Raw genomic sequence first — 13,149 nt, forward strand, 5'->3', positions numbered from 1 at the left:
ACCGAACCTACTTGCGTAGTGAAGTTTTTATGCCCTAACTATTTCGCTGCGTGCTATATTTCCCAGAATCGTTTTTGATGTCTTTATGTTGGAGTAAATAATGAGCAAAATTCGGGTTGGTGTCATTTTTGGTGGTAAATCCACTGAGCATGAAGTTTCGTTGCAATCAGCTAAAAATATTATTAATGGATTAGATCGTAGTAAGTTTGATGTTTGTCTCATCGGTATCAATAAAGAAGGGCAATGGCATGAGTATGATGAAGCGAACTTCCTGTTACATGGCGATGATCCCGCTCATATCGCGTTAAATACTCCAAAGCGCAGCATTGCCGTTGTTCCGGGCAAACAAAGTGAACAATTCATTTCTTTAGAAGATGCTAAACCTCTCCCGCAAATTGATGTTATTTTCCCAATTGTCCACGGTAATTTAGGTGAAGATGGCTCTTTACAAGGTTTACTGCGTATGGTGAATCTGCCGTTTGTTGGACCGGGTGTTCTAGGCTCATCAGCTTGCATGGATAAAGATGTCACCAAACGCCTTTTAAGGGATGCAGGGCTGCACATTGCACCATTTATTACGCTGCTGAAAAGCGGTCGTGGTGAAATAAGCTATGCTGCAACGGTTGAGAAACTGGGCTTACCATTATTTATTAAACCAGCTAACCAAGGTTCATCGGTTGGGATCAGTAAAGTTAATAATGAAAGCGAGTTTAACGCGGCATTAGATTTTGCATTCTTATTCGACGTAAAAGTGCTGATTGAAAGCGCAGTAAAAGGGCGTGAAATCGAGTGTGCTGTTCTTGGAAATGAACATCCATTAGCTAGCCCATGCGGTGAAATCGTACTGCATGACAGCTTCTATGCATATCACACTAAATACATTGATGAAAATGGCGCGTCTGTTGTTGCTCCAGCGGATTTAGAGCAAGATGTGAGTGAAAAGATCCGTACAATTGCGCTTGAAGCTTATCAAGCTTTAAACTGCAGCGGTATGTCTCGTGTTGATGTATTTTTAACTGAAAAAAATGATGTTGTGATTAATGAAATCAACACATTACCGGGGTTCACTAATATCAGTATGTACCCGAAACTGTGGCAACAAGGCGGTATGACTTATCAAGAATTGATCAGTCGTTTAATTGAACTTGGGATTGAAAAATTCCAGCAAACAGCCGCATTAAAAACAGCCTGTGATGACATTTAATCTCTGATATTTCTCGAAAACTTTGCCGATAGCAGGCTGCTATCGGCAATATCACGCTAAAGCTAACGCATTAATTCACAACGTTTTTATTACACCAAACATAATTGATGTAACGGAATAACGGCTCAAATCCAAATTTTTTATATAAATCAAAGCCTGCTTCTGAAGCATCTAAGAAGCAATGTTCGACTCGTTGTTGACGACAAAATGCGAGAGCATAATCAATAAGCTGAGAAGCATAACCTTTACCCTGAAACTTAGGTTCAGTACCGATATCGTCGAAACGCGCCAATTCGCCTTCAATGGTGACCGTCATGGATGTTGCGGGCTCTCCATTGACCAATAAGACGAAATGGAACTGTGGTGCGCCTTGCTGCAGGGCATCTTCATGGTAGCGAACATACTCTTGGATCACCGTATCGTGTTCTTCTGAAAGATAGAACGCAGAAACTAATGGTTTAGCCCAAAGGGATAAATCATGGTTTGCGAGCACGATATCTACCTGATTATCAGGCAAATCAACTTCTTTTTGCTGCGACAAAGTTAGCGCCATGGCTGTCGTGACGCTGTCACGTTTATAGTTAAGTGCTTCAATATCTTTGACGACTTTTGGCAGCATCTCTTCGGGGATCACCAAAGTGTGGTTCTTTTTCTGCGATACGAACAGGTTGTATGCTTGCATAAAAGCATGATGAGTAGAGTCGGGTTGCAGATAGATAAAATTGAACGCCGGGGAATTTAATGGCGTTAAATAACAAATTGTATGTTGTGCAATCTGGATACTGTGCTCACAAATCGAAGTCCAAAACGTCTTTTCGATCGATTGGTAATGTCGTAAATAGTAGAGCGGTATATTCATTAGTCAGTTACCTGATACAAAATGTGTTAGTCAAAATGGAGCAAATAACAAATCTAACCCCATGTAAAATTTTGTTAACTTATTGGCAGTAAAGCCTTTGTGATCTATCTATTGATAATAACTAAACCTTTAAAATCAGCAACCGTTGCGGCAGTTGTCATCTTATCTTTGGCCTTAGCTCTCACTCTTATGCAACGTTTTCAGTGTCATTAATCAATATCTATAAAGTAAATTTAAAGATGAATTAAGGCGTTTCGTGCGATATGCAGATAGATTGTCATTTAATGCTATCTTACATTGCACATTTACTCTATAAAATGTCATGTAAATTTATAAAAAGCTTTGTAACTCAATGAGATTATCTTATGAAATTCTCCATTATGATAGTAGAAATAAAGAGATCGTACCTGCATAAATATGCTAAATAGAGTGACGTAAATAAGATAAATAGAGTTGTAAACGTTATATTTTTCAATGTATTGTTTTTGAAAAATAAAAGATGACTGAGGTTATGTTTAGGTAATGCAAAAATTTATATTAGCCGCCCTGTGTTTAGTGAGTTATTCAGTGTTTGCCGAATCAGCTGAAAATCCTTTTGATAGACAAATACTGAAACACGATGGCAAAGAGACTCATTATTACCTGCTTAAAAGTGACTCTAACCCCTCTAAAGAATTATTGGTATTAATCCAAGGCTCCGACTGCAAAAGTGTCGTTAATAACCAAAATATGATTAAGAATTTTAGGGGAGTATTACCTAATAGTGATGTGCTTTTAGTAGAAAAAACAGGCTTAACACCTGATGTGGGGCTAGATGATCCAAATGCCTTAGAAGAGGATTGCCCTGTAGAATATATGAAGAGCGACTCTTATTTTGAAAGAGTGGATAACTATATTGCTGTGCTGAACCAGTTGAAAAATCAGTATCAGCATATTGTTATATTGGGTGGTAGTGAAGGGGCGATAGTGACGAATATTATTGCGTCTAAAGTTGATTTTATTGATGCTGCTATTTCGCTAAATGGTGGCGGACAATTTTTTATTAATGATGTGATTTACAGCATTAATAAAAGTTTACCTGCTGAAGAAGCGCAAGGTGCAATAGAAGGGTTTAACCAGTTTGCAGATGCGGTTTTGCATGACCATTTAGACGATGACCAATTTCCCAGTAATCACGGGCAAAATTGGTGGTATGAAGCCTTAACGATAGATAATAAAAAACTACTTCAAGGTGTTCGTAAACCCCATTTAGTGATCCAAACGCTCACCGATATTAATGTGGACGTGGAAGGTTCACAAAAAATGATGAGTGAGGTTAATAACCCAAATATTACGTATAAAACATATTCCACATTAGACCACTATTTTAAAGACAGTCAGGACAATAATCAGACAGCAGTTGTTATCGCTGATATTCAGGATTGGTACACAAAATTAAATATCAAAAAATAGGTTGTGTAGATACCCAGCTAAAGAATTCTTAGTTGGGTATTTAGGGATTCTATTCTGAAATGTAGCTGTGATATTTAAAAATCGGTTTAAAACCTAGTTTTTGATAAACCGACAAACCATCGCTAGACGCTTCCAAATAACACTGCTTGATTTTATGTTGAAGACAAACCTGTAAGGCATGTTTAATCAATGCCGTGGCAAATCCTTGTCTCTGGAATTCAATATCTGTACCAATATCATCTAAGCGCGCAACGTCATTGTGTAGCGTGAGTGTTAGTGATGATACAGGGGTCTGCTGATTAAATAAGACAAAATGCATGATATTAGTTTGCTTGTCTAACGCACGCTGGTGATAGCGAATATATTCATCAATGATGGATTCATCATTATCACAATCAAGTTCATTGACTACAGGAAACGCAGTAATAAGCGGTTTCGACCAGTCAGAGAGATTATGATTGCTAAGCTTTATGTGATAGCCATCTGGTAACTGATTTCCCGTTTTGAGTTCATTTCCCGTAAGGTCAAAGACCATCGCTGTTGATTCACCATCATCAATAAGATCATGTTGTTGTATACAATTTGAAAACTTGGGTAATTCATCGGTGTGAACAACTAAAATATAGGGTTTTGATTGTTGTTGAAACAATGTATTTGCCGCTTCAAAGCCAGCAATAGTTGCTCCTGAATGCAAGTAAATATAATTAAATGCGGGAGTTTTTAGCTCAGTAAAATAGGCAAACGTATTTGGCTCTACATGATGAGTCCTTAGGCAAATAGCAGACCAAAAAATATCTTCTAATGAGTAAAAACATGCTTCGTTGTGAGTCATTTCATGGTGTCCTAATAAATTAACTGAACGTTTCTAGTCTATTGAGGAAATTGAGATTGCTGCCACCATGGTACATGGGATAGCATTTATTTAATTAAGAGAAGATTAAGGAATATCTGTGAATAATATCCCCGAAACCATCACGTTCTTTGAGCGTTTATTACCGCTAGTTGTTTCCGGTGAAAAAGTGATCACCATTCGTGATGAAAGCGAGAGTCACTACGTACCAGGCTCGGTTGTCAAAGTACATGCTTTAGAAACAGGCAAGTACTATACCGACATTGAAATACTTTCTGTTGAGCCACTAAACTACGATGATATTTCCGAATATCACGCAACTCAAGAAGCGATGACATTAGAGACGTTGAAAGCCTTAATTCGTGAAATTTACCCCACTGAAAACTGCCTGTATGTTATTCATTATCGATTAACAACCGCAAGCGCTTAAATCACGATAATTGTTTTTTCACTAGTTTGATAAATGCTTTTGTGGCTGGAGACGCATCACTGTAATTATTAACAGCGAAGGCAATATCCCGAGTTACGCGGGGAATTAATGGTTTTACGACGATATTGTTAATATTTTCGGGGATTGCGAGTTGAGCCACAATCGATACGGCTTCATTTCGTGCAACCAATGAAAAAGTGCTAAGAAGCTGGCGAGTTCTAAATTGAATTTTAGGTGTCAGCTTTTGTGCAGAAAATAGTCCCATCACAATTTTACCTGAGCCGGCTTGAGTTAAGTTGAAAGGGTACTCACACAATTGTTTTAGTGTAACCCCGTTGTACTGAGTCAATGGATGGTTTAGCGGCAAAATAGCCACATATTGGTCGTGCTTTATGGGAAAAGTATCAAATCGTTCGTCTGGCAAGACCACAACACCAATATCTATGCGCTTTTCTTGTAACCATTGAGCCACGCTCTCATCGTCGCCCTCATCAACAATAATTTCAATGCTCGGGTATTGCTGACGAAAGACCTTTAATAATGGGGGCAGAATACCTGTTGAAGAGCCGGGGCCGAAAGATCCTATCCGTAAAACACCTTTCTTTAATCCATTGGATGCTAGCGCTTCTTGCCGCATTGCTTCTTGAAGGCTCAGTATATGTTGGGCGCGATTTAACAGCGTATTACCAATTTCGGTCAGAGTGACTTGATTTTGTTCCCGCGTAAATAGACTGACATTGAAATCTTTTTCGAGAGATTTAATGGCATGTGAAACCGCAGATTGGGAAATACTCAACGACATTGCCGCTAAGGTAAAACTTTTTAGCTCAGCAACACGGGTAAATATTTCCAGTTGGCTTAGTGTCATGAGTAAATACTCATTTGATTATGATCTTGGATAACAAATACCTTATCCGTATCGAATGACTGAGTCAATAAAGTACACAATATCTGATATGGATGGGGAAACATCGCGATGGAATTAAAAATAACAAAAAGGCAAGTTCAACAAAAGTCAGTCAATATTGTTGCTCTGAAAATGATTTGTGTCTCGATTTTATGGGGGGGAACGTTCATTGCTGGTAGGGTGTTACAAACCGATATATCACCATTATTTTCAGCGACGGTTCGCTTTATTTTTGCGAGTGTTTCATTGGTTATTTTGCTGAGCTGCACTCGTATTGGTTGGGTTAGAGTGAATTCGCGTCAGTTTTTTCAAATTCTAATATTGGGATGTAGTGGCGTATTTGTCTATCAGGTATTTTTCTTCTATGGATTACAGCTTATTCCGGCATCACGAGCAGCATTATTAGTTGCAATAAACCCCGCAATGATTGCGTTAATTTCCTACCTATTATGGCGCGAAAAAATCACGAAAATTAAAGGAGTGGGGATTAGTTGCTGTGTATTAGGCGCCATCATATTACTCTCAGGGAAGAATTCAGATGCGAGTGACTTTTTAATAAACCAAGGGGATCTTGCCATATTGGGCTGCGTGGTGAGTTGGGGTATTTATACTGTGGCGGGTAAAAATGTGATCCGTGAAATTGGCGCTATACATACGGTTGCTTATGCTGTGCTATTAGGAACCGCATTATTGGTTATCGCGTCAAGTATCACGGGGCAATTAACACTTAGCGCGATTACATATTTAACAAATATCGATGTTATGAGCCTGTTATACCTTGGTGTATTAGGCTCTGCATTAGCTTATATTTGGTATTACCAAGGTGTTGACCTGTTAGGTGCAGCTGGGGCTGGTTCATTTATTGCACTTAATCCGTTGACGGCGGTAATAATAGGAACGTTGTTTTTAAATGAAGAAATTACATTCTCTGCGCTATTAGGTGGAGTGGTGATTATCTTCGGGTTATGGCTAACCAATAAACCTCGAGTATAAAATAGGCGCTCTATGGAAATAATTGACTCCATAGAGCGATATTCATTATTTAATGGTTTTGTTGATTTCTGAATAAGCGAACAGGGCTTGAGCTCCGCCAGTATGGACAAATAATACCGGTGTTTTTTCAGTGGAGTTGTCTAAATAATCAATTAAACCTGCCATCGCTTTTCCCGTATAAACTGGGTCAAGAAGGATCCCTTCTTTTTGAGCTAATAGCGCTATTGCATCTAAACCACCGCGGTTTGGCATGCCATACATTGGTGCGAAAAAATCATCCCAAAGTGCAATGTCAGGCGTTTTTTTAATTTGCAGTAATTCTGCTAATTCATTTTGCAGTTTTTCAACTTTTGGTGCCTGATCTTGCTGTTTACGAGAAACGGTGACCCCAATGAGTTGTGAAGTAGGGAGTAATTCTTGTAAGCCAATTGCTAAACCTGCGTGAGTCCCAGCACTACCGGAAGCTACAATCACTTTATCGAACTCAATATTGACCGGTTTTTGTTGGGCAATTTCAATCGCACATTGAACATAACCTAATGCGCCCAGACCGTTGGAACCGCCGACAGGGACGATATAAGCATCTTGCAAGTCTAACGATTTAATTAACTCAGCCATTTGTGCTTGTGGATCGGTTAATTCGTCACACATGACGCATTGAGTACCAAATAAATCGGTGAGGAGTTTATTGCCATTATGCAGGAAATTGCTGTCTTCACTTTGAATAGGATTTTCTAATAAAGCGACACATTTTAGTCCGTACATTGCCGCTACCGCAGCAGTTTGACGAACATGGTTTGATTGAATCGCGCCCGCTGTCACGATAATCTTTGCATTTTGGGCTAAGGCATCCGCCATTAAAAATTCAAGTTTACGTAGCTTATTTCCGCCCATTGCTAACGGCGTCATATCATCGCGTTTAATGTAGATTTCTCGACCATATAAACGCGATAAATTATCGAGTCGATTCAATGGGGTCGATGCTTTAAGCAAGTCAACTTTTTCGAATTGAGTTAATTTTTGTTGAAGAGACATCTAAATTCCCCTGTATTAATTGGTAAAGCCTAAATAGAGATAAATGGCAAGTACGAAGCTTGCTGTTACTAATGCATAAGGCATTTGAGTACGGATATGTTCAATATGATCACAATCAGTGGCCATAGAGGCAACAATGGCATCTGCAGAAATAGGTGAGGTCATGTCACCGAAAATAGATCCTGAAATGGCTGCGCCAATCATATATTCAATTGGCATATCGACGGATAACCCTAATTGGACACCAATCGGGATCATAATGGCAAAGGTTCCCCATGAAGTCCCCGTAGCCAGCGACATAATGGCGCTAATGATAAAGATAAAGCCGATGGAGAATCCAGGCGCCATAATGCCTTGGGTAACCTCAGCAATATAGGCACCAGTATTCAGTTCAGAAGATACATTTCCCATTAGGAAAGCTAAAATCATAATTGAGCTGATTTTTAACATGCTGGCATAGCCAATAAATAGCTCTTTAAAGAAGCTATCAATATTTAATAGCCTTCTTCCGATAAACCAACAAAAAGAAACTGCGGTACCGAACATAACGCCCCAATAAACGGACGTTGAGCCGCTCCCTTTGCTGAAATCACCATCACCTGTGATATATAAGGCCACAGGAACCATTAATACAGTCGAAAGAATTGGGATGAAAAAGTTCAAGGCTGAATGGGCATTTGGATGCTCAATAATTTCTTCTTCTTCATTTTTACGTGAAGATTCAGCTAATTTTCCTGCCATGAAATTTTCTTGATACTTCATTTCGGCTTTTTTCATTGGTCCCCACGAAATATTGGTGAACACATAGAATAAAATGGTGGCCAATGAGAGCCATGCCATTAAGTTGTAGCCGATAGATTTAATTAAAATATCGAAGGGTTCACCCGAAATAAGACCTTGGGAAATTTGCACACCAATGAGACCCATAATCACCGCACCCCAACCATTTATAATGGCGGATGAACAAACGGAAACACAGGCTGTTTGAATAAGATAGGACATCTTTTCTGGGGCAACGCCATATTGTCTGGCTAAATTCTTAGTGGATGCTCCCGCAACTAGTTGGTTAATGGAACTTTCAATAAAAATTAAGGCCGTGATGACAATGGCGAGTAATTGCGTCGCGGTTCTGTTCTTAATTAATTTTGTTTTATTTGTCAGTAACTGAACTAATGCACGAACGCCACCTGTGACGACCACTAGGCGCATGATCCCACCAATCATGACCATAAAGACGATGGTGCGAGTATTGCCAGCAGAAGAAAATGTATCGATGATGCCATCCACCGTTCCGCGAATACCGAGTAATACATTGTGGTCATTAATGACGGTAAAACCGACTAAAATACCGAGCATTAATGAAAGCATCACCTGTCGAGTGAGAATAGCCAAAAGGATAGTGACAATCGGCGTAATAATTGTCCAAATACCATAGTCGTGCATGTGTTTACCTTGGATATTTTTATTGTATGACGTGTAGTTTGTAAGTATCAGGAAATCATAGCATTGATGGAAGTGGGCTGTCGGATATTTTCATTGTATTGCAGTAGATTGTTACAAAATCCATGCTAAAAGTCAGATAAACTGCAAGATTATGGTATTGAAGGGTACGCTATCTTTTGGAGATAGCGTAATAAGGGAAATTAAATTTGAGATTGCCACTGTTGATAAGTGATACGACTAATTTCTTCTGTCTTTGTCTCGCCAATAAGCTCAATAAATTGTGGGCCTAATGTCGCATAATATTGAAAGCCACATTTTTCTTGAGCAATTTTAGATTGTTGATTGCCTTGGAAATAACCGCACCATAAATTATCCAGTTTGAGATTTTTAAATCCATGTCGCATGATTTCTCGGATAGCTTCAGGAATAAACCCTTTTCCCCAAAATGGTACGCCTATCCAATAACTCACTTCAGCATCGTTATCCCCAATTGGAAAATTACTCTCTTTTCCGATAGATAAACCAATCAAGCCAATGGCTTTATTGTCCTCTTTTAATGCAACGGCAAATACACCATCACGCATGAAAATGGATTGAATAATTTTCGCACTTTCTTCGACGCTTTGGTGAGGTGGCCAGCCTGCAATAGGGCCGATGCGTTCGTCTTTTGCATAATGATAAAGGTCTGCCGCATCAGCAATATTCCAAGGGCGTAAAATCAGCCTTTGTGTATATAAAATCATGTTATTTTCTCTTAATTGCCTTGATAGTCATGCTACTTATTTTAGGTATTTATTTGCTTCAGGTAAGGGTAAAATATAGGGAGTTTAGGTACTTTTGAAAACTAATATTTTGAAAATAGATATTATTGAAAATAACTGTGTAGAACCGGTCAATAAAACGAGTGATGTGGGTGAAGCGAAGGTGGATTAAGTCATGAAAGAGCTGCAGCAGCATCAATTTGTATGGGAAGGGGTAGTCAGCATTGGTTCGACGACACTGGAAGGATTGCAAAATACAGTATTGTCTCCAGACTATGTGACGCTATGTATTTGTAGGCAAGGGGTTGGGATTTTCAATATTAATTTTAAGCGCTATGCCTTACGCAAAAATGAACTCTTTGTTTTGTATGATGACACTTTTGTTATGTTACAGAAGCGTTCTCGGAATTTTATTGTAGATTACATCCATATTGATAAGACGTTTGCCACAGATATTGCATTTGTTTTACCTAATTCATTGTTTGCCTATTTTAATTTTCAACCACGTTTATCGATGTCACTGGTACAATCCATACTATTTTCACATTGGTATCAGCTATTTTTATATTACCAACAAGAACGTGCGGAGTATGGGAAATTACAATTACGCCAACATTTACAAAATCTATTTTTAGAAATTGCTAATCAAGTCAATCATGCACAATCCCATTTTTCAGATGAACGTAGCCGTAAATCACAATTATGTTGGCAATTTTGGGCATTAATAACCCAACATTGTAAACAGCAAAGAGAGGTTAAGTTCTATGCGAATCAACTTGCGATTACACCGTTTTATTTATCGCAAATTGTGAAGGACTTCTTCAATGACCCACCCAAGGCACTGATTGATAGACAAGTGGTTTTAGAAATTAAAGCACTGTTAGAGAGAGGAACGTTCACCATTCAAGGTATTGCTGATGAATTAAATTTTGAAGACACCTCGTATTTATGCCGCTATTTTAAGCGGCATACTGGCGCGACATTAAGTGAGTTTAGAAAACGAGTGAATAAGCATTAACTCGGATCGATTTTTGTCGAATGCTTTTTAATAAAATCAATAAAACAGCGAAGCCTTGGTGAAACGGCTTGGTTACGATAATAGACAGCATTAATCGGCTGTTTCATTGTTATTGTTTTTTGTTCGAGCACTTTCACGAGTCCACCATTGGCAAAAGCATCTAAGCTTACAAAGTCGGAAGAAGAGAGAATACCCGTTCCTTGCAGCGCTAAATGATGGAGTACTTCACCACTGGCGCAGGCGATATGGGGGATAATTTTGAGTAAGCTGCCATCAGTGTTTTCGAGTGGCCAATAATTTAATGACTCTGGTGTTGTGAAACCCAGTAAACAATGCTTATGGAGATCCTCTATCGTTTCCGGTATTCCATATTTTTCTAAGTAAGCGGGGCTAGCAACTAGCCTTTTCTGGGTATAACCCAATAGTGTTGCACTGAGTGAAGAATCCTTTAATGTGCCAATTCTAAACGCCACATCCGTCTTTTTCTCTAATAGGTTTGTCACACCTTCATAGTTATTTATTTCTAACTCAACTTGGGGATATCGTTCATAAAATAGAGGGATCAACGGAACGATTACATGGGTTAAAAACGGGGTAGAAGCATCAATGCGTAGCTTGCCTGATGGAATCGATTGGCGAGCGGATAGCAAATCTTCGGCTTCTTGAGCTAGCCGGACTATTTCTCGCGCTTTTTGCAAAAATGCGGCACCTTCATCACTGAGTTTGATGGCGCGAGTGGTTCGGTAAAGTAGCGTGGTTTTGACTTTCTCTTCTAAACGCAATAATGCGCGACTCACGGTGGATATCGTCATGCATTGCTGGTCGGCTGCCGCTGTAATAGAGCCGTAATCGACTACGCTGATAAATGTTTGGAGCTCTTCTAATGTGATTTTCATTATTGCATTTCTCGCAAAAGTTATTCTCACCATAATGGGTTTTTCAACCTCTTTCAATATGGAAGAATTGCCGCCGGTCAATTGAGATTGGTTTATAAGGCATAAAAATGAGAATAAACACAGCATTGCTCGCGTTATCCGTTGGCGCATTCGCCATTGGTATTACCGAATTTTCTCCGATGGGAATGCTTCCCTATATCGCTGAAAATCTTAATGAAAGCATTCCTTCTGTCGGTGCGATTGTGGTGATTTATGCGCTGGGAGTGATGATTGGAGCACCGATCATGACGCTATTATTAGTGAGTAAGCGTCCAAAGGTTGCGTTGGTTTTTTTAATGGCGATTTTCACGGTGGGGAATTTATTATCGGGTTTAGCGCCTAACTTGGTGACGCTGTCACTTTCAAGGTTGATTACTAGCCTAAATCACGGAGCATTTTTTGGTTTAGGTGCCATTGTGGCGGCTAGTGTGGTACCTGCTGGTAAACAAGCGAGTGCGATTGCAGCGATGTTTATGGGATTGACCATTGCGGGTATTGGTGGAGTTCCATTAGTCACTAAAATAACGCAATTAATCGGTTGGCGTGAAGCATTCTATTTAATTTCGGGTATTGGATTGCTCACGATCGCCAGTTTAATTTTTGCTATTCCTGCGCATTTACAAGGTAGCCAGGTTAACGTTAAAAATGAATTGCGTATTTTAAGACGCCCATTAGTGATGTTAGGTATGTTATCGACGGTACTCGGAGCAAGTGCAATGTTTACCTTGTATACGTTTATAACACCAATGTTGATGAATTTCATTCAGGCATCGGACCAGACAATTACAATGATGTTAATGGTCATTGGTGTTGGTTTTAGTATCGGTAATTATCTTGGTGGTTATTTTGCGGATAAGAACTTATATCCAACGTTATTAACTTTGTTTGTATTATCGGCAATAAGCATGGTGATATTCCCAATAATTGCGACAAACATCGCTGGGGCTACCGTGGGTTTATTATTCTGGAGTATTGTTAGTTTTGCACTTGTTCCACCCATTCAAATTTTAGTGATGAATGCGGCTGTTGGCGCACAAGCGCTAGCATCTTCCGTGAATATTGGCGCATTTAATTTGGGAAATGCCATTGGAGCGGCTGTTGGTGCGGCGATTTTATCCCATGGTTACAGCTACACGACGATGAGTTTTATGGGAGCATTATTGGCGATAGTCGGGTTTATAGTGATTTTGCTGATCGTACGTCGGAAAAATAGCGAAACACAAACGCAGGACGTAATGTGTAGTGCGAATTAAAAAGCAAGG

13 protein-coding genes are annotated in these 13,149 nt (G+C 39.3%); 6 read left to right on the forward strand and 7 right to left on the reverse strand.

Annotated features, from left to right (window positions below):
• Positions 1–100 precede the first annotated feature (100 nt).
• Positions 101–1,204, forward strand: coding sequence for a D-alanine--D-alanine ligase (ddlA, locus tag H0913_RS09530; RefSeq protein ID WP_154603830.1), 1,104 nt, complete (start codon positions 101–103; stop codon positions 1,202–1,204).
• Between the two features lie 70 nt (positions 1,205–1,274).
• Here the strand turns inward: ddlA and H0913_RS09535 are convergent, their stop codons facing one another.
• A complete protein-coding gene (locus H0913_RS09535; RefSeq protein ID WP_154603829.1) occupies positions 1,275–2,063 on the reverse strand; it encodes a GNAT family N-acetyltransferase in 789 nt (262 codons plus the stop codon).
• Positions 2,064–2,585: 522 nt separating this feature from the next.
• Here H0913_RS09535 and H0913_RS09540 point away from each other — a divergent pair.
• Positions 2,586–3,515 (forward strand): acyl-CoA thioester hydrolase/BAAT C-terminal domain-containing protein, encoded by a 930-nt coding sequence (locus tag H0913_RS09540; RefSeq protein ID WP_181477149.1) that lies wholly within the window; start codon positions 2,586–2,588, stop codon positions 3,513–3,515.
• 49 nt (positions 3,516–3,564) lie between these two features.
• Here the strand turns inward: H0913_RS09540 and H0913_RS09545 are convergent, their stop codons facing one another.
• Positions 3,565–4,347: a GNAT family N-acetyltransferase gene (locus tag H0913_RS09545; protein ID WP_181477150.1), complete on the reverse strand. Its 783-nt coding sequence runs from the start codon at positions 4,345–4,347 to the stop codon at positions 3,565–3,567.
• Between the two features lie 118 nt (positions 4,348–4,465).
• Here H0913_RS09545 and yqfB point away from each other — a divergent pair, with 118 nt between their 5' ends.
• Positions 4,466–4,795 carry a N(4)-acetylcytidine aminohydrolase gene (gene yqfB / locus H0913_RS09550; RefSeq protein WP_181477151.1) on the forward strand — a complete coding sequence of 110 codons (330 nt, stop codon included), beginning with the start codon at positions 4,466–4,468 and terminating at the stop codon, positions 4,793–4,795.
• A 1-nt stretch (position 4,796) separates the two neighbouring features.
• Here yqfB and H0913_RS09555 read toward each other — a convergent pair whose 3' ends face one another.
• A complete protein-coding gene (locus tag H0913_RS09555; protein WP_154638490.1) occupies positions 4,797–5,663 on the reverse strand; it encodes a LysR family transcriptional regulator in 867 nt (288 codons plus the stop codon).
• A gap of 108 nt (positions 5,664–5,771) precedes the next feature.
• On the opposite strand from H0913_RS09555, the gene H0913_RS09560 reads away from it, so the two are divergent.
• Positions 5,772–6,695 (forward strand): DMT family transporter, encoded by a 924-nt coding sequence (locus H0913_RS09560; protein WP_181477152.1) that lies wholly within the window; start codon positions 5,772–5,774, stop codon positions 6,693–6,695.
• Positions 6,696–6,740: 45 nt separating this feature from the next.
• Here H0913_RS09560 and H0913_RS09565 read toward each other — a convergent pair whose 3' ends face one another.
• From H0913_RS09565 to H0913_RS09575, 3 genes are all read right to left on the reverse strand, one after another.
• Entirely contained in the window at positions 6,741–7,730 is a 990-nt protein-coding gene (locus H0913_RS09565) for a D-cysteine desulfhydrase (protein WP_181477153.1), read from the reverse strand.
• A gap of 15 nt (positions 7,731–7,745) precedes the next feature.
• Positions 7,746–9,173, reverse strand: coding sequence for a Na+/H+ antiporter NhaC family protein (locus H0913_RS09570; protein ID WP_181477154.1), 1,428 nt, complete (start codon positions 9,171–9,173; stop codon positions 7,746–7,748).
• A 200-nt stretch (positions 9,174–9,373) separates the two neighbouring features.
• Positions 9,374–9,916, reverse strand: coding sequence for a GNAT family N-acetyltransferase (locus tag H0913_RS09575; protein ID WP_154603822.1), 543 nt, complete (start codon positions 9,914–9,916; stop codon positions 9,374–9,376).
• Positions 9,917–10,109: 193 nt separating this feature from the next.
• Between H0913_RS09575 and H0913_RS09580 the strand changes: the two genes are divergently transcribed.
• Positions 10,110–10,952, forward strand: a complete 843-nt coding sequence (locus H0913_RS09580; RefSeq protein WP_154603821.1) for an AraC family transcriptional regulator — start codon at positions 10,110–10,112, stop codon at positions 10,950–10,952.
• On the opposite strand, the gene H0913_RS09585 is transcribed toward H0913_RS09580, so the two are convergent.
• Positions 10,949–11,848: a LysR family transcriptional regulator gene (locus H0913_RS09585; protein WP_181477155.1), complete on the reverse strand. Its 900-nt coding sequence runs from the start codon at positions 11,846–11,848 to the stop codon at positions 10,949–10,951. The genes H0913_RS09580 and H0913_RS09585 overlap by 4 nt on opposite strands.
• Positions 11,849–11,955: 107 nt before the next feature.
• Between H0913_RS09585 and H0913_RS09590 the strand changes: the two genes are divergently transcribed.
• Positions 11,956–13,140, forward strand: coding sequence for an MFS transporter (locus H0913_RS09590; protein ID WP_181477156.1), 1,185 nt, complete (start codon positions 11,956–11,958; stop codon positions 13,138–13,140).
• The last annotated feature ends 9 nt before the right edge of the window (positions 13,141–13,149 follow it).

Source organism: Providencia rettgeri (assembly GCF_013702265.1).
Lineage (GTDB): Bacteria > Pseudomonadota > Gammaproteobacteria > Enterobacterales > Enterobacteriaceae > Providencia > Providencia zhijiangensis.